The following is a 17,585-nucleotide window of genomic DNA, read 5'->3' on the forward strand; positions in this document are numbered from 1 at the left end:
GGACCTATCGGAACCTGACCAAATGGTGTGAGATGGATGAAACCGGCTAGAAAATACCGGTCATATTTTCAGATTTCACATCTTGAGATTGAAGATTTTCTGGTTGGATTTAGCGCGCAGATCACCCTGCTGATCATAGGAAGTAGAACCGTCTCCTGCCGTCGCGGCCCAACCGGCGCGAATACGCTTCAGGCATGCGTCACGCTTGGCCTTAAGCCGAACATTATTGCGATCAAGCTTCGCCCGCAGGGTTTTGACCATCTCAAAATCAACGATCAAACCGGCATGCGGGTTACCGGACTTAGCCTTGCGCTGCATGGCCAGTTCGGAATGCAGTTCTTCTTCCAGAAGGTTCTTTTCAGCCGTGATGTCGGGCAGAAGATCGTACTGTGCCTGTTCAAGTATCCGCCATTCGACGTCAAGAAGACGGGTAAGGCGGGTCATGATGCTTTTGATTTTGTCATCATCTTCTGGAACGGTTTGAACGGTTGCGGTGATTGCGGTCATGTCAGCCTCGCCTTAATTCACAGATGAAATCAGGGTGTCATACATATCGCTGGTGGTTGAAATCACCTGGGCGGCGGCCGAATAGGCCTGCTGTGCGACAATCATTTTTGAAAACTGCGTGGTCGTATCCACGGTCGAACTTTCAAGCGAATAGTCCGAAATCGTACCGGTTCCGCCATCGCCGGGCGTTTTCAGAACGTATGACCCTGACGTGTTGCTTTCCTTAAACACCGTATCGCTATAGCCCGTCAGGCCATCGGCATTGGCAAAATCGGCCAACACGATCTGATAGACTGGCTCGCTTTCGCCGTTTTCGTAGGTCACAGAAACAACACCGTCACCAGAGATCGCGATTTCCGAAATCTCACTAAAGTTCGATCCGTTCTGGTCCACCGAATACAGCGTCATGTCGCCATCTTCATCGTCCGATGCATATTGCACTAGTCCATCATTGTCGCCAGCCGTTCCCATGTCCGTGACAACCGTGCTATCAGATGCCCCGGTCGTCCAACCGGTCACGGTCAGCGTTGCACTATCGGTCACATCCGTACCGCCACCATCGACGATAGAGTCAAGCTGCCCGTCTGAATCAAAGGAAATGGTAAGCGGCCCACCAGCAGACGTTCCGGTAACGGTCGTCCCGTCTGATGTCAAAACCGGATCGGAATAATCCAGTTCCCATTCATTTGCAGCCGTCTTGCTGAAATTGTACGTAACCGTGTGACTCGTGCCCAGACTGTCAAAAATCTCGACATCAATCGCAAAGCTGTCACCGATATCTGCATCAGCGGGCAAGTTGGCAACAATTGACGCTTCGCTGGTTGCTTCGGCTGTACCTGTCAGTTCATCAAGGTTGATGGTCGAAAGAGCCGAGGTGCTGGTTGGCACCGTACCCGACGCCGAATCTCCATCGGAATTCAGCGCGTAACCCATCAGGTAATAGCCAGAGCTATTGACAAGATCGCCGTCAGAATCGGTCGAAAAATCACCCGCACGGGTATAATAGGTATCGCCATTCCCATCGGTGACAACAAAGTAACCATCGCCTGAAATCGCAAGACTGGTCGCGGTGTTGTCTGACTCGATCAAACCCTGTGACGTTACATTGGTCAGGGTCGAGGTCGTTACACCATTCGAATAACCTTGGGTGGTTGATCCGGGCGTTGTCACCAATGATGAAAAAGCAGCTGTGCTATCTTTATAGCCGACAGTTTCACTGTTGGCGATGTTCCCGGAAATGATGCCAAGCGATGTCGATTGTGCATTCAGACCTAAAACGGCGGAATTCAGGGCGCTACTGAGGCTCATGGGTTCGATCCTTTGTTTCAGGAAGCCGTTTGCGTGCCCTGTACGTCAGAGATCGAAACATCGACCCCGTTCACATACAGAACAGCTTCATCGCCAGTGAGATCGAGTGCCGACACAACACCAGTCATCAAAATTTCGGAATCAATGGAATTTCCATCGGAATCAACAGCACTGACAGACAGGGTGTAAATCCCCGAACTTGCCGTTCCACCCGCATCGGTGGTGCCATCCCAGATGAAATTATTCGTGCCTTCAGAACCGGTCTCGGTTGTCTCATAGACGGTATTTCCGTCTTCATCGGTCACCGTCACCGTGACACTTGAGGCGTCATCATCCAGGACGTAATACCATTCGGCTTCACCATCTTCGAGTGGGGCCGTATCGCCGACAGCAACGATATCGGTCCCGAGATAAGCCTGTGCTGCACTGTCATCGACAACCCCCTGAAGGGCTGAAAGCGACTCAGACAGATTGGACAACAGGGTGTTATTTTGTTCGGCCAGTTCAAGCTGCTCGAACGTCGCCAACTGGGTGGTAATTTCCGAAACATCTTCCGGATCAGTCGGATCTTGATTTTCCAACGTGGTCAGCAACAACGTCATATATGTTTCGTACGTCGAGTCATCGCTCGTCGTCGAAGACGTTGTGGCACTGCTCGACGTTGTGGTCGAGGACGTCAGACTATCTAATGTAAGACTGCTGAGAAAACTCATCACCAACTCCGGACAAAAACGATTTAAGGCGTCTATGTTCATTGCACGGTGGGTTCAGCGAAAACTGGCGCAAAAAGTTCTCAACTTTCTGAAATAAAAAAAGGGATGCTTTCGCATCCCTTGATATTCAACAACATGATTTGGGTTCTGCCCCTAATCCCGTCTTGGTGGTGGCATTCCGCCCGGACCAATCAAAGTCATTTGCAACCGGTCTTCCGACGAAAGTTTGACAGCAACATTGGCCATACTATCAAGCATGTTGCCCACATCATCGCCAATCGCCCTTTTCAGAACTTCATACGCCGCACGAATTTCTGCATCCGATACATTTGATTGTTCAAGCGTTTCGCGCAGTTGATCGATCAGCATACGCGGGTCAGGGTGGTTTCGCATATCTTCGATTAAGTCGCGGAACTCGGCATCGAAGATCATTTTGCCTTCATCGCTCAGGCGGCTGCGCACATTATTTAACATCCGTACACCGGGTGGATCACCTCCACCGCCGTCAAAACCGGGTGGTGAGGGCGGGCGCTTGAAACTGTGAAACAGCGGAAGCCCCGTAGCCACACTACCGGCAAGCGCACCAATCAAGAACAGGTTCACGGCCAGCGATGCCCACATCAATTTGCGCATTGATGACACACGACGGAATGCAAAGCTCATTCTGCCTTCCCTCCCTGCTCAGACAAGTCGCCACTTTTTTCGGGTTGTTGTGCACCTTGATCCGTCGGGGCCGGCTCAAGGGCATAAAAAAGATCAACCATCTCAACTTCATCTGCCTGTGCCGTGACTTGACGACCTTGTTGCACTGTCATGGTAACGCCAAATGCAAATCCCGCCAAAATGCAAACCACCATACCCACACCCGAAAACATGCTCTTGCCCAACAGGCCCAACATGCCCTTGGTGCGACCACCAAAATGCGCAGCATCATTGGAAATTGCCGAATTGACCGGGGAAACAGATGATTTCGTCGGATAGGTTTTCCGCGTAGGCGCCCCCCCAACCGGGGTCGCATTTGTCACAGTCAAATGAGCACGCGATTTCGGTCGGCCATCAATCGGTTTGAAATGGTCATTCGGATCATGAGCAACCGTTTGATCCATTTTGGCAATTTGGGTTTCTTCGACCTCAATCGCAGCAAAGATATCGTCGATTGCTTTATGCTTGCTCATCGGCAACGGATCGTCTGCAAGAATGTCTTCGACCGAGCGCAATGAACGCAGCAACTCTGCAGCATTTGCATCCTGCGCGATCAAAACGTTTGCTTCTCGACGTAACACTTCAGGCCAGGACATCAAGTCCCAGCCATACTGATCCAGTAATTCTTCGAATTGTTCGATTCTCACAGCACACCGCTTTTTCATAGGACGAACTTACCTGTTCGAACAGGACTTAAAACTAGTCGTATATCAGATTGTTTTCAACTCTTCACGTAAACGCTTACGGGCACGTTTCAACAGTGATTCCATTGCATTGACCGATACACCCATAATCGTAGAAGCTTCTTGATTAGACAACTCGCGATCATAAAACAGATTGATGGCAATTTGTTGTTGGTCTGACAATTTTTTAATCGCGATACGCAATCGCTTGAATTCCTGATGTTGGGCAAGCCTGTCGACAGCTGACATAGCTTCATCAGGAACCTCGTCAAGTTCCGTGCCGCCGACAAATTGCGGTTTGCGCTTAAGGTCAATAACTCGGTTCACCGCCACACGATAAAGCCAGGTCTTGAAAGTCGCTCCCCCATCTGCACGCCATTTCTCGCGATGTAGCCAAACACGCACGAATACATCCTGTGCGACATCTTCGGCATCACCGCTAACCAGTCCCATTCTTCGGGCGATCCCGACAATCCCGCGATAATAACGTTCAACAATCACACGATAGGCACCCTTATTGCCGTCCACCATGTGTGCAACAAGAGCGTTATCATCGAGTTCACTGAGAACTTCTTTAGCTGATGTCATGTCCGACGTATCAGAGCTTGCCGACACTGCTTGGCGAAGACCTACACTCAAATGTCCCTCACAACACTGTTCCGATCACCGAATGCCCTGATTGGGCGTGAACAGTCCTACCTGGATCGACTTTCGAGAATTTTTCCCATTCGCGCGCAAGCTCTTGCAGGTTGCGGTCAATGACTGCGTAACGTTCCTCCATGGAAGCGTCCCTGCGATTACGTGCAAGCAATTTAATCATTCTGGCATAAAAGGCAAAGAGATCTCGTGATAATTCTGGCGCATTTTCGGGGGCGACGCAGGCCTGCAACGCCTTTAACCGTTTGACCACCAACGCCTTTTCCTGGCTTTCAAGATCAAACTTTTTATTCTCACGGTGCTGTAAGGCATTGCGCAAATGATGACGGGTTTTCGTAATCGCAATTACCATCATTGCCACTGGTGAAGTCGTGCGCAGCGCGTTGTTATAGTGCCCACTGGCCCCCGCGTAACGATGGGCCTGCACGGCAGTCGCTGTGTAATTAGTCATCATCACCCCACAAGGCTTCAAGTTGTTCACGCAACAGCTGTAACTGATAAAGCTTGGTTTCAATCGCGGAATATCGCTCGGTCAATTTGGCAGCGTATTCTTCAGCACCCGTCGTAATGTCATCGACTTCGTCTTCAAGATCACCGACCTGCTCTTCAAGGCGCTCAAGACGGGTGGCAATCAATCCATCAGAACTGTCGGTATAACGATCAAGTGCGTTATTAAGATCATATGCAAGACCACTGGAAATCGTGACTTCAACGCTTTGGGACGTCTCGCCACCAAAGAAAAGCGTGACACCTTCGTAATCACTACCCACCGCACCGACCAACTTGTTGTCAGTGATGGTAAAGACGCTGCTATCCCCACCCACACTCGCCAATGTGATATTGCCATCTGCATCCGTCACAATATCAACAGTGAAAGTCCCGGTATAAGATCCGTCTGCTTTGGACACCAAAAGATCATCCGAATCCGTGTCACCGGAATAGGAAAACAGGTTTGCAACATTGTCGAAATTTGACACCAACGCTTCTTCAAGCACCTCTTCGTCAATGACAAGATAGTTGCTGTCATCAAGGGTAATGCCGATAGATGCCAGTGACGAATACGTGTCGCCATCTGTCGAAAATGATAGAGCACTGTAGACCGTCGAGGACACCGAACTTAAAAGGCTGTCGCCAAACAAAACGGCGTCTTCATCCGCACCTTCACCGGCTTCATAGGCCTGATTGGTAATGATGAAACTGCGCAATTCGTTATAGGCATCAACAAATGCCTCAATCGCGCTATAGGCCGTACTGGCATCTTCTTCGACTTCAAGTGTGATCTCTGTGCCAGCTTCTTCTGCATAAAGATACAGGGTCACCCCATCAATCACGTCATCAACCGTATTGCTGCTGCGTGTGACTTCAACACCGTCAATCGAAAAGATCGCCTGATCGGCAGTAACCAGTTCGTTGCTATAGGCACCCGTACCATCAACAAACCCCAGTGACTGGGCCAGAGTTGTATCCGCGCCATCCGTGTCGAATGTAATTTCCTGACCGGTATCGACCGCAGACAGGACCAGCATATATTCGTCATCAGAAATCTGTAGGACACTTGCCTTAACGCCGGATGTTTCGGACTGATCATTAATGGCATCGGCAACATCATCAAGCGACATATCGGCTGTGACTTCGACATCAACTGCCGTGTAATCGTCACCTGCGAGTAAATTGAGAGTACCAGTCAGCCCCAATTCTGCGGTGCTATCCTCATAAACATCACCACCCAGTTTATGCGCGGTTGCCAATTGCGTAATTTCAAGGGTGTAACTGCCTGTTGCGGCGGTATCCTCGATCAGGACACCAACCACATCGGAGGCATCCGTATTGGCATCTGATGATGACAAATAGGCAGACTTGCTGACCCAGACATCATCACGCGAACTTTCAAGTTCGGTTTGTGCGGTAAGGGCCTCTGCCGCATCTTCTAATGTCTCAAGCAAGGTCTGAAGGTCTTCAAAGGCGGCTATTTCGAGTTCGACTTCATCGACTTCTGCTTCGACAGTGTCGGCGACCGCAATTTTTGCGTCATACGCATCCTGCACCAGCTCAGCAGTATCAAGGTCTGTCAGGCCCGAAACATAGGATGAAGAAGCATAGCTTGACGTCGTCGATGAATTAATCGTCGTCATCTTCTTCTCCTTTTCTCATCCGTTAAAAATTCAGGGCCATCCGGGGGCTCTCAAACACCGGATGGCCCTGTCACGAGTTAGCTCAGCAAACGCGAAAGCTTCTCGAGATTCTCATTCGAAACGGACAAGGCCTGAATGGCTGAATCCATTTTCACGCCCAGTTCAGTTTGATCCGCACTAAGCTGCGCGATATCGGCATCCATATAGACGCTCATTGCTGATTCAAGATTGGTTTGCGCGGTTTCGATGTTGCCTGCGGCATAATCGAAACGTGACATCAACGCACCCACAGTTGCCCGGCCCGATGAAACATCCGTAACCGCGGCTTCAATCGCAGTAAGTTCTGTGGTGGAATTGGTAGAGCTCGTAAGATCACCAGCAAGACCAAGACTTGCTGCATCAAAAGCTGTCGCCAGCGTGACATCAATCGCAGCAACACTGGAATCTGCCGAAACGGTAAAGGACTCGTCATACGTGCCATCAAGCAACGACGTATCAAAGTAAGTCGTTGAATCAACGATGGAATCGATCTGCAAAATCAATTCTTGGTATTCGTCATCAAGATATGCACGCTCGGTATCGGTCACCGAACCGGATGCCGCCTGAGACGCCAGTTCATACATACGTTCAAGAATGTCACCGATTTCCGATAGACCACCATCAGCAGTCTCAAGGATTGCGGTCGCAACCTCGGCATTATCACCAGCCTGTTCCCAAGCGGCATAGTCAACCGACATTGCCGTATAAACCGCAAGACCCGCTGCATCATCCGATGCCGAATTGATCGACTTGCCGCTCGACATAGCGGTCAGAACCGACGTCATCTCATCGGTGGTCTTATTCAGGTTCGACACCGCAAGGGTGGCCGACATGTTTGTGTTAATACTCGCCATTTTAAACTCTCCTATATGGATATGCCTGTTTGGCCTACCTGCCAAAACGCCCCAAGATGGGCCGTTACAGATGCACACGCGCTACTGCAGAGAAAACTGGCGCTGATTTTTTTGTTTTTTTGAATCCCATCCCAAATTTGTGTCAGGGATTCATAACAAAAGACCGCTCAATGGCGGCCTTTTGCGTACCTAAATATCCGTAATCTCAAAAAGGGCTATTCGCTTCAACACCCTGTTTGTTTCTCTAATGATGCGTTGGGGCATCCCGCCAGTAAAGTGTAATATCAGCTTCGGGTTTACCAAACAGATAGCCTTGTGCGTAATCAAACCCTGCCTTGGTTATCAGATCGCGCATGGCATCGTTCTCAACCATTTCGCCAACAACCTCGACACCAATTTCATGGCACAGATCAACAAGAGATCGCATGAAGGCCTTGCCTTTGCCGGTCTTCATGGATTGCCGAATGGAAATCCCGTCGATCTTGACATAATCGACTTCCATCGCACTCAGATATCGGAAGTTCGACGCCCCCGTCCCAAAATCATCCAGACAAATCTCGATCCCGAATTCCCGGAACCGGCTGATCCATTTGGCCGCCGTATCGACATCCTTGATCTCGGACGTCTCGGTGACCTCAAGCATCAATTGACCAAGGGTTTCGCGATTGCGTTCAAACAATGCAATGGCTGAACGGCAGAAATCCGGATTTTCAAGCGAATGTCCGGAAACATTCACAGCCACCCGCACCGTAATCCCGGTTTCAAGTTGCGATTTGATCCATTTAAGGGTCCGTCGCAACATCGCCAAATCAAGCCGATGGACCATATTGACCTGCTCGGCAAAGGCAATCAGCTCCTGGGTCGGGATCAGCTTTCCATCATCGTCATTAAATCGCACCAAAACTTCAAAATGATGGATTTCCGCCGTCGGCAGGCGGACAATGGGCTGATACACCACATCAAATTTCAATTCATCGACCCGTGTTCCAAAATCCTGCATCGCCGAGAAGGTGCTGTTTACCAGATTATTGGCCTGCCCCATCAAACGCGAGAACGTAAACCCGTGCTCCTGCCGGTCACAAAACCGACGGATGGAATACAGTACGCCACGGGCCAAATCACCTGGCGGAATAACCTCGGCGGTGAAATCGGTCGCGGTCGAGCTTACTTCAACCCCTATGCCCTTAGGGTCGGCATCGCGAATACATTCTTCGATCCGCTTTTCCAGCGCCCCAATCGGAATGTCAGGTTTGTGCAGCATACCAAATTGTTCTGAACCAAGACGCCCTGCCGTATCACCAGCAACCGAATGAGCGCGCAAGAACGCCCCCACACTTGCCATCAACTCAGCCCGTTCGATCTGTTCCATACGCTTGCACAATGGATCAAAGGCATTGAGCGTCATCAGGGTAAATTTGTGCGCAACCCCGGTTTCACGTTGTGCAACCAGCCGTTCGGTCACCACCTTTGACAGGCTTTCTTCATCAAGAAGCCCACTGGCATTGTCACGTCTGATGGATGCCACAATTTCCGGCGGCAAGGCATTGATCGCAACGCGAAGGGCGACAAAAAAGTGATCCCCAAGGTCAGGTAGGAAATAACCACTCATGGAAACAGGTGGACTAAGCTGGTCATCTTGCTGGGAAAACCGGACCTGAATATTGTCCATTCGGCCGCGCCGGCGCGCGACATGCAGCATTTCAGTTACTAATGGCCTGAATTGCTTGGCCAAAAAGCTTGTAAACGGTTTACCCGTAAGATCCTGTTGCCGTCGTCCAATGACCCCATCTGACGCACCTGATGCAAAGACGATCCGAAAATCGCCGTCCAGCTCCAGAAGAAGGTCCCCCCATACGAAGGCCAGTGCTGCAAAACGGTTACGTTCGTTTCGCAATTCAGTTGTTCGAGCTTTTATAAGTTTATTCAAAGCGCCCTCTCAAGCTGCCCATGATCCCCGACAATTCTCACTTCCCCCGAACAAGAAAATTGTCGTCTTAGTCGTTTCTGCTTTTCTTCATAATCTGCTCTGTTTGCTTAACAAGACTTTTACAACGCCAACATTTCACGGCATGACGCGTACCCTGACAGGAAATTTCACAGGAAATTGTCCGGTTATCCTCATCAAAATCGGCGTTTTTCGTACAGGTCCTAGGATAATATCTTTGTTGTGGATAAGTTTTTCAAACCCCTGAGCGCGATTGTTTCTCTATTCGCGCCTCACCCACGCTCAGATGTTTGCAAGCACGTGCTGATCGCTTACAACTGAATGCAGCCATTTACTCAAAGTTTCACGCGATAAGGCCATCACCATGACCACGTCTTCGATAAAGCGTTCTGCGCTGCCCCTGATTGATCCGAATTCTGTCCTGATCTTTGATCTCGACAACACGCTTTATCCATCGACCTGCGATCTGTTTTCACAGGTTTCCGATCTGATCGGGCAATATGTCCGCGACATGCTGAAACTTGAAGCCGATGCCGCCCACCGGGTCCAAAAAGACTACTTCCATCGTTATGGCACGACCTTGCGCGGCTTGATGACCGAACATGACATCGACCCGGCCGATTATCTTGCCAAGGTGCATGATATCGATGTTTCGGTGGTCGCACCGGCACCTGACTTGGCACAGGCCCTTGATGACCTGCCCGGACGGAAACTGATTTTCACTAATGCGTCGCGTGGCCATGCAGAACGGGTTATGGATCAGCTTGGCATTGCCGATCGATTTGAAACCATCTTTGACATCGTCGATGCCGATTATATTCCCAAGCCACAGCAACAACCCTATGACCTGCTGCTGCGCCGTGATGGAATTGATCCAACCCGTGCGGTTTATTTTGAAGACATGGCCAAGAATCTGCTTCCGGCCAAGGATATGGGCATGACCACGGTGTGGATTAATACCGATCTTGAATGGGCGCAGAACGGCCGGGATGACCCGCGCATCGATCATGAAACCAATGATATCATTGCCTTTTTACGCAGTCTTGCTGCCGCATCCTGACATCGTGAACTTCCCTGCCCGCAAAATGCTGGCCCCCGCCGATTGGGTAATGCCCCCACATGATTGATTTGTCATGGTTCCACGATTGAGCTTTGCCGCCCGATCCGCTATGTCTAGCCCGCTAAGGGATCAGGAACGGGAACTGCCTGAAATGGGCATTTCTACGCAAACTGGCGGAGTTGACTTCATGGGCTGCATTGACCATTCTCCGCCCGACAGATTTAAGGCTGACCGCAAGGACCTGCGAAATGAACAAAACTGAACTTGAAGGCGTGATTAACGTCGCTTGGGAAAACCGCGACGAAATCAGCGCCGCCACCACACAGGGCGAAATCCGCAAGGCCGTTGACCAGACGCTGAACGCCATGGATCGCGGCGAGTTGCGTGTTGCCGAAAAGACTGATGGCAAATGGGTTGTCAATCAGTGGGCCAAAAAGGCGGTTCTGCTGTCTTTCCGCCTCAATGACATGACCACCATTGCAGGCGGTCCGGGCGAAAACACCAACTGGTGGGATAAAGTCCCGTCAAAATTCGAAGGTTGGGGTGAAGCCGAGTTTAAAACTGCCGGTTTCCGTGCCGTTCCGGGCAGCATCGTGCGCCGTTCGGCATATGTCGCACCGGGCACCGTTTTGATGCCAAGCTTTGTGAACCTTGGCGCTTATGTTGACACCGGCGTGATGGTTGATACTTGGGCAACTGTTGGCTCCTGCGCACAGATCGGCAAGAACGTTCACCTTTCAGGTGGTGCGGGCATCGGTGGTGTTCTTGAACCGCTTCAGGCCGGTCCGGTCATCATTGAAGACAATGCGTTCATCGGCGCACGTTCGGAAATCGTCGAAGGTGTCATCGTCGAAGAAGGTGCCGTCATTTCGATGGGTGTCTTCATTGGCGCATCGACCAAGATCATTGACCGCACCACCGGCGAGACCTTTATGGGTCGCGTTCCGGCATATTCGGTTGTCGTTCCGGGCAGCATTCCGGGCAAACCGCTTCCGAATGGGACGCCGGGACCAAGCCTGTATTGCGCTGTCATCATCAAACGTGTTGATGAACGCACCCGTTCGAAAACTTCGATCAACGAATTGCTGCGTGACTGATTTCTGTCACCAAAGTTGATCCTGATTTATAAAGGGCAAAACGGCATGGCTGTTTTGCCCTTTTCCATACATTCTTTGTGCGGAAGGGCACCGTGCCCATCCGCCAACCAAACAAGAGATTGCCGATGTCTGCCGCCCTTGAACTTGCCCAATCCCTGATCCGTTGCCCGTCTGTCACACCAGCAGATGCAGGTGCGCTTGATGTCTTGCAAAAGGCACTGGAAGCCCGTGGATTTGAATGTAAGCGCAAGGTCTTTGAGAGCGATGACAGCGACGCCATCGACAACCTTTATGCCCGCCTTGGAACCAAAGGCCGCAATTTCTGTTTTGCCGGACATACCGATGTTGTCCCGGCCGGTGACAGTGCGGCATGGACCGTCGATCCATTTGGTGGCGAAATCATTGATGGTCGTCTGTTTGGCCGTGGTGCGGTTGATATGAAAACCGGTATTGCCTGCTTTGTGGGTGGGGTTGATGCGTTTTTGGCAGCACATCCGGATTTTGATGAAAGCATTTCGTTCCTGATTACCGGCGATGAAGAAGCCGATGCAATCAATGGTACGGTCAAACTGGTTGAATGGTGCGATCAAGAAGGTGAGAAATTTGACTGTTGCCTTGTCGGCGAACCAACCAACCCAAAATATCTTGGCGAGATGATGAAAGTTGGTCGTCGCGGATCAATCACCGGCTGGCTGACGGTTTATGGTGCACAGGGCCACGTTGCCTATCCCCATCTGGCTGACAATCCGGTCCCGCGCATGATCAAAACGCTTGATGTGTTAAATACTCGCGAGCTTGATCAAGGAACCGACCACTTCCAGCCCAGCAACCTTGAAGTCACCACGATTGATGCCGGCAATACCGCAACCAACGTGGTTCCCGCCAAAGTCAGTGCCGCTTTTAACATCCGCTTTAACGATCAGCACACAGGGGCGGATCTGAAAAAATGGATCGAAGATGTCTGTTCTGATCACGCAGGCGCACATGATCTTAAGGTCAAAATTTCCGGCGAGGCATTCCTGTCCACGCCCGGAAAACTTGCCGGCCTGATTGCCGATGCCTCGGAAAAAGTAACCAGCAAGCGCCCGGAAATGAGCACCACCGGCGGAACATCCGACGCACGCTTTATCCAGAAATATACCGAAGTCGCGGAATTCGGGCTTGTCGGGCAAAGCATGCACAAGGTCGATGAACATGCCATGGTCGATGACATCGAAAACCTCGTCAGCATCTATGCCGAAGTCCTCAGCGGCTTTTTTGACTGATTAACCGGTCTTTTTAATCTCGGCCAATTTGGAATGTTCAGATCCTTTTTCACGCCCCTCCACAATGCTATCGCGCGTGGATTTAAGGATCTGATCAGCCGTGTCATCATCAACAGCGCGGCTTAACACCACCGCCCCAACCATCATCGCCAGCATCGCCATCGAGTCCCGTTCATATTCTACGGGAACATTGCGTGGTTTTTCCTCGGTATCAAGATTGATGTGGTTATCAATCCCCGGAACGCTGTCTTCTTTCGCCAGTTTCCATGCCAGCTTTTCCGATGCCTGATTGATCAATTTGGAAAAGGCCTGCCGGGCCTTCTCTCCCGACCTAGCCACTTCGGTCGACAATGTCGGCAAGACACAGCCCATCTCGGGGTTTTCGATATGGGCACGCGAAAGATAAAGTTCGGCATAGGACGTTATCCAGTCATTGCCACCGCGCTCTGCCTTACGTAGCTTCGCCAGTATCGGCGATGCTAAAAGCGACATGCCATTTTCAACACAGGCGACAAACAGGTCTTCCTTGTTTTTGAAATGGGCATAAAACCCGCCGCGGGTTAATCCGGCTGCGGCCATCACCTGATCAATCGTGATGTTTTCATACCCCTCCTTCTTGAACAAGGCGGTCGCGGCATTGATCACGCGAATGCGGGTTTTGGCTTTATGGTCGGCGCTATAGGGCATTTTCTACTCCGCCAGGCGGTGTTTTGGACTGTCGTTTCGGAAAATATGACACATCTTTATAATATGTTCTTGAACATATTATGCCGCACGTAATCCTAGCTGCAGATCGATTGCCCAACCTGCACCACACCGGAGCAGGCAAACAGGGATCGGAAGTCATGCAGCAAAGGACCCCGCCATGTCGGATGTCATCATTGTCGGAATGCCGCGCAGCAACCTGACGCGCACCGTTCGAATTGCCTGTATCGAAAAAGAAATCCGCTTTGATTTCAGCAGCCGGAATGTGCAAAACCCCGGGCAAGAACCCACATCAGCGGTTCTGAAACACAACCCGTTCGGCAAGGTGCCGGTCCTAAAGCATGGCTCCTTCACTCTCTATGAGACCGCTGCGATCTGCCGTTACATTGATGACAGTTTCCCCGGCCCCCTTCTGCGCCCGGTCTCGGATAAAAAGATTGCCCGGATGAACCAATGGATCAGCCTTGCGATGACACGGCTTGATCAAAACATCATTCGAAAATTCGTCATCCCGATGGTATTTGCCGATTCTCAGCAACGCCATGATCCGGGTTTTTCGATCCATATGAACCAACTGGCCGATGTGATCCGGCATGATTTGTCGGTTCTAAACCCGGCTTATGATGAAGGCTGGCTCTTTGGCGAACGTTTCACCATCCCCGACATGATGATCATGCCAATGTTGCATTACCTCAATGCCATGCCCGGTGGTCCGGAAATGTTGGGCGATGCGCCAAATGTATTGGGTGCCTATCAACGGTTTAAAGCGCGGAGCTCCGCATCCCAAACCGATCCTCTATTGCCCGAACAGGTTCTAAAATCTGCTTGATCGCGTTAACCGCTGCCCTTGTGTTCCCCTTAATCGCACAAGGGTCTTTCAGCCACCACAGGTCGGGAATTCGCCATCCCCCATCCCCATGTGAACGACGGGTTTCTTGCCTGTGGTGGCTGCTTTTTTAATTCTGATTACGGCGTCCAAGTGATCGGCACATAGCCCGGAAGGGCCGAGAACCGATCAAGCCACGCACGAATACCGGGATACGGTTGCAGGCTGATTTTTCCCAACTCTGCCCGATGGGTATAGGCATAAAGCGAGATGTCAGCGATCGTCAAAGACTCGCCCACCAGCCAGTTATGCCCAGACAGACGCTTTTCCATCAGATCAAGCGCACGCTTGCCGGCGGCTTCTTTCATCGGAACAAAAATATCTGCGTTTTCCGGCAATCCCTTAAAGGCATGCCATGAAATCAGAACCGCGATATTCGGTTCATGGTCATATTGCTCAAAGAACAACCAACCCATCATTTCAGCACGCTCAAACCGATCAACCGGGATGAAATTTGTATCCTCCGCCAAATAGGTCAAAATGGCGTTGCTTTCGGCCAATACCCGCCCGTCATCAAGCACAAGTGCCGGAATTTTTCCGTTCGGGTTGATCTTTGCGATATATTCCGGGGTGCGGGTTTCGCCCTTCATGATGTCACGTTCGATATATTCAAACGGTTGACCCATCATAGACAGCAGCAAACGGATTTTATATCCGTTCCCGGAAAGCAAATAGTCGTTCAAAATCATCTTAATATCCTTGTGGCACATGCATCAAAAGCGTTGGCGTTATAAGCATTGGCCGGCCGGGGGTGATATTTGCCGCTGGATGATTTTCAAACAATCGAATAGTTTTGACTCCATTGTTCAATATAATTGATCATGATTTCTGATCAAAGGGGATACCAATGGATTCCGACCTGTTGCGAAGCTTCGTCGCCTTTGCCGAATGTGGCAGCTTCAACCGTGCTGCTGACCGTATTGGTCGCACACCGTCTGCCTTTTCAATGCAGATGAAACGGCTGGAAGAACTTGTTGATAACAAGCTGTTTGAACGGGACGGTCGCAATGTCCTTTTGACCAATGATGGCATCACCTTTGTCGGCTATGCCCGGCGCATTTTATCGCTTCAGGACGAAGCAATGTACAAGTTGCGCACACAGGATGCATCCCGCCCGATCCGCATTGGCTGCCCGGATGATTACGCGCACAAAATCCTGCCCGTTGTTCTGCGCGCCATCCGCAAGGTCATCCCGGATGCCAAGTTTTTCATTTCAATAAACCCGACCATCTTGCTGCAACGTATGCTCGATCAGGGGGAACTTGATATCTCGCTCGTCAGTCGTTCTGCCATGGGCGAAGAAGGCTATTTTCTGCGCCACGAACCCGGCGTTTGGGTCACATCCCCCATCCATAAGCAGCATAAGCTTGATCCATTGCCCTTGGTTCTACCGGCCGAAGATTGCAAATTTCATGCATGGGCAATTGATGCTATTTCAAAGTCCGATCGCCCCTTCACCCTGTTTGCCACAACCCGGCAGGCCGCATCACTTTTGCATCTGGTGCGCGATGGTCTGGGCGTTGCGGCCTTGGCGGCGGCCAGTGTGACGGATGAATTTCAAATTCTAGACAGCCATGATGGCTTCCCGCCTTTGCCTGCCGTCGGTGTTGCCTTGATGCTCACCGAAAACAGCCATCCGCTGGTTTCCCGCCAATTGGCAAGCCAAATTCAGGAATATGTTAGTCAAAATCTCGATGATGCCTTGACCCGACAGGTCGCAAGCTGATTGGATGCGCACCCCGCAATCATGGTTGCCCTATCAACCTTCGCAAACAAAGATCGGCCTTATGACCACCAAGTCCCGCCTGAACATTTGCATCACCTGCACCGCGTCCACCGCCGACGGCCAAACCGACCCTCGCCATGGCAAACAGCTTTTTGATCGAATGCAGGAAATCTGTAATGAGCGTGATTTGCCTTTTGATCTGCATCCCGCCGAATGTCTGACCAATTGCAAATCGGGCTGTTCGGTTGCGCTGAGCGGTGCGGGTAAATGGGGATATGTTTACGGCAATGTCGATCCGCAAAGCATGATCGATGATCTTTGTGATCTTGCGATCCGCTATGCCGATAGCGAACAGGGCATCGTTGCATGGCGTGAACGCCCGGAAACCTTACGCCGTAACGTCATTGCCCGCATACCGCCACTGGATTAAGGCCCCGGCACCTCGAAAGGCGTTGGCGTTGGCGTTAACCTTAATCTGACATACCGATATGTAGTTGCTGCCACAGACGGTCAACCTCTCCATTTTCATGCAATTGGGCAATCAACTGATTGAACCGTTCAAGTGAAATGGCTGAATTGTTCGATAGTACTGAAACCAGATCATATACCCCATCGGGCTCATCGGCGATAACAACCCGGTCCCGCATCCTTGAATCGGCAACAAATTGCCGGCCAAGGAATCCGGCTGAAACGATTCCGATTGGGGCTTCATCTGTCAGCACACCGTTCAAAACGTCTTTTTCATTGTAGCGCAGCAAGATATCAAAGTTGTCGCGCAGATATTGTGGGTTGGCGTTAAATTCAGCAAATCCGTAATGAAAACCAAGCACACAAAGTATCCTGTGTGCCGTCACGTCTGCAAACAATGATTGCGCGTCAAGCCGGCTCGAAGATGTCAGATAAACATCACGCTCGGTGACAATCCGGTCTGAGAAACTGACATCAAGTTCCTGCCATTCCCATTGCGAACTTTCGAGTAACACAAGATCAATTTCGCCACTCGACAAAGCCCGATATCTACGTCGCGAAGATGTTTCGGCAAGTTGAAACCTGTAGTCGTCCTGTAAATCGTTCAGAAGATTGATCAGTATCGGTGCAATGCCGTGTTGTTTGCCATCCTCAAAATAATAGACCACACCATATTCGTAGACCCCGACTTTAATGGTCACAGGGTCTTGCGCCTTTGCCGGTGTCGTTCCAAACATCAGCATAACCACGCAAAATGCCCAAACCTTCACAAAAACATTTCGACCTGAACGATCCGTCATCAATAGGTATGTTCCTGCAGTTCCACCACCAAAGAAAA

At 50.8% G+C, this 17,585-nt stretch carries 19 protein-coding genes; 6 read left to right on the plus strand and 13 right to left on the minus strand.

Annotated features, from left to right (window positions below):
* Positions 1 to 75: 75 nt before the first annotated feature.
* From ACQ0MK_RS16115 to ACQ0MK_RS16160, 10 genes are all read right to left on the minus strand, one after another.
* Positions 76 to 507: a hypothetical protein gene (locus ACQ0MK_RS16115; RefSeq protein ID WP_430473462.1), complete on the minus strand. Its 432-nt coding sequence runs from the start codon at positions 505 to 507 to the stop codon at positions 76 to 78.
* Between the two features lie 12 nt (positions 508 to 519).
* Positions 520 to 1,815, minus strand: a complete 1,296-nt coding sequence (flgE, locus tag ACQ0MK_RS16120; RefSeq protein ID WP_430473463.1) for a flagellar hook protein FlgE — start codon at positions 1,813 to 1,815, stop codon at positions 520 to 522.
* Positions 1,816 to 1,832: 17 nt separating this feature from the next.
* Positions 1,833 to 2,570, minus strand: a complete 738-nt coding sequence (locus ACQ0MK_RS16125; protein WP_430473464.1) for a flagellar hook assembly protein FlgD — start codon at positions 2,568 to 2,570, stop codon at positions 1,833 to 1,835.
* Positions 2,571 to 2,681: 111 nt separating this feature from the next.
* Positions 2,682 to 3,191, minus strand: a complete 510-nt coding sequence (locus ACQ0MK_RS16130; protein WP_430473465.1) for a hypothetical protein — start codon at positions 3,189 to 3,191, stop codon at positions 2,682 to 2,684.
* On the minus strand, positions 3,188 to 3,877 hold the full coding sequence (locus ACQ0MK_RS16135; RefSeq protein ID WP_430473466.1) for a hypothetical protein: 690 nt from the start codon (positions 3,875 to 3,877) through the stop codon (positions 3,188 to 3,190). The genes ACQ0MK_RS16130 and ACQ0MK_RS16135 overlap by 4 nt, the downstream gene beginning before the upstream one ends.
* Positions 3,878 to 3,940: 63 nt before the next feature.
* A complete protein-coding gene (locus ACQ0MK_RS16140; RefSeq protein ID WP_430473467.1) occupies positions 3,941 to 4,501 on the minus strand; it encodes a sigma-70 family RNA polymerase sigma factor in 561 nt (186 codons plus the stop codon).
* Positions 4,502 to 4,559: 58 nt separating this feature from the next.
* Positions 4,560 to 5,024, minus strand: a complete 465-nt coding sequence (locus tag ACQ0MK_RS16145) for a flagellar protein FliS (protein ID WP_430473468.1) — start codon at positions 5,022 to 5,024, stop codon at positions 4,560 to 4,562.
* On the minus strand, positions 5,014 to 6,702 hold the full coding sequence (gene fliD / locus ACQ0MK_RS16150; protein WP_430473469.1) for a flagellar filament capping protein FliD: 1,689 nt from the start codon (positions 6,700 to 6,702) through the stop codon (positions 5,014 to 5,016). Before fliD ends, ACQ0MK_RS16145 begins: the two co-directional genes overlap by 11 nt.
* A gap of 77 nt (positions 6,703 to 6,779) precedes the next feature.
* Complete coding sequence (locus tag ACQ0MK_RS16155; RefSeq protein WP_430473470.1) at positions 6,780 to 7,595, minus strand: flagellin; 816 nt, start codon at positions 7,593 to 7,595, stop codon at positions 6,780 to 6,782.
* A 244-nt stretch (positions 7,596 to 7,839) separates the two neighbouring features.
* A complete protein-coding gene (locus ACQ0MK_RS16160) occupies positions 7,840 to 9,264 on the minus strand; it encodes an EAL domain-containing protein (RefSeq protein ID WP_430473471.1) in 1,425 nt (474 codons plus the stop codon).
* Positions 9,265 to 9,904: 640 nt separating this feature from the next.
* Between ACQ0MK_RS16160 and ACQ0MK_RS16165 the strand changes: the two genes are divergently transcribed.
* The 3 genes from ACQ0MK_RS16165 to dapE all read left to right on the plus strand — a co-directional run bounded on the left by ACQ0MK_RS16165 (position 9,905) and on the right by dapE (position 12,962).
* The gene (locus tag ACQ0MK_RS16165; protein WP_430473472.1) at positions 9,905 to 10,600 is read left to right on the plus strand and encodes a pyrimidine 5'-nucleotidase; all 696 of its coding nucleotides are present in this window, start codon (positions 9,905 to 9,907) and stop codon (positions 10,598 to 10,600) included.
* A 248-nt stretch (positions 10,601 to 10,848) separates the two neighbouring features.
* Complete coding sequence (dapD, locus tag ACQ0MK_RS16170; protein ID WP_430473473.1) at positions 10,849 to 11,697, plus strand: 2,3,4,5-tetrahydropyridine-2,6-dicarboxylate N-succinyltransferase; 849 nt, start codon at positions 10,849 to 10,851, stop codon at positions 11,695 to 11,697.
* A 125-nt stretch (positions 11,698 to 11,822) separates the two neighbouring features.
* A complete protein-coding gene (dapE, locus tag ACQ0MK_RS16175; RefSeq protein ID WP_430473474.1) occupies positions 11,823 to 12,962 on the plus strand; it encodes a succinyl-diaminopimelate desuccinylase in 1,140 nt (379 codons plus the stop codon).
* On the opposite strand, the gene ACQ0MK_RS16180 is transcribed toward dapE, so the two are convergent.
* Positions 12,963 to 13,649: a TetR/AcrR family transcriptional regulator gene (locus ACQ0MK_RS16180; RefSeq protein WP_430473475.1), complete on the minus strand. Its 687-nt coding sequence runs from the start codon at positions 13,647 to 13,649 to the stop codon at positions 12,963 to 12,965.
* A gap of 178 nt (positions 13,650 to 13,827) precedes the next feature.
* Here ACQ0MK_RS16180 and ACQ0MK_RS16185 point away from each other — a divergent pair, with 178 nt between their 5' ends.
* Entirely contained in the window at positions 13,828 to 14,496 is a 669-nt protein-coding gene (locus tag ACQ0MK_RS16185; protein ID WP_430473476.1) for a glutathione S-transferase family protein, read from the plus strand.
* Between the two features lie 137 nt (positions 14,497 to 14,633).
* Here the strand turns inward: ACQ0MK_RS16185 and ACQ0MK_RS16190 are convergent, their stop codons facing one another.
* Positions 14,634 to 15,242: a glutathione S-transferase family protein gene (locus tag ACQ0MK_RS16190; protein WP_430473477.1), complete on the minus strand. Its 609-nt coding sequence runs from the start codon at positions 15,240 to 15,242 to the stop codon at positions 14,634 to 14,636.
* A 158-nt stretch (positions 15,243 to 15,400) separates the two neighbouring features.
* Between ACQ0MK_RS16190 and ACQ0MK_RS16195 the strand changes: the two genes are divergently transcribed.
* Both ACQ0MK_RS16195 and ACQ0MK_RS16200 read left to right on the plus strand, forming a co-directional pair.
* Positions 15,401 to 16,279: a LysR family transcriptional regulator gene (locus ACQ0MK_RS16195; protein ID WP_350045294.1), complete on the plus strand. Its 879-nt coding sequence runs from the start codon at positions 15,401 to 15,403 to the stop codon at positions 16,277 to 16,279.
* Between the two features lie 61 nt (positions 16,280 to 16,340).
* Positions 16,341 to 16,709: a DUF1636 family protein gene (locus ACQ0MK_RS16200; RefSeq protein ID WP_430473478.1), complete on the plus strand. Its 369-nt coding sequence runs from the start codon at positions 16,341 to 16,343 to the stop codon at positions 16,707 to 16,709.
* 40 nt (positions 16,710 to 16,749) lie between these two features.
* On the opposite strand, the gene ACQ0MK_RS16205 is transcribed toward ACQ0MK_RS16200, so the two are convergent.
* Positions 16,750 to 17,547, minus strand: coding sequence for a transporter substrate-binding domain-containing protein (locus ACQ0MK_RS16205; protein ID WP_430473479.1), 798 nt, complete (start codon positions 17,545 to 17,547; stop codon positions 16,750 to 16,752).
* Positions 17,548 to 17,585: the final 38 nt, after the last annotated feature.

Source organism: Thalassospira lucentensis (genome assembly GCF_050516545.1).
GTDB classification, from domain to species: domain Bacteria; phylum Pseudomonadota; class Alphaproteobacteria; order Rhodospirillales; family Thalassospiraceae; genus Thalassospira; species Thalassospira lucentensis_C.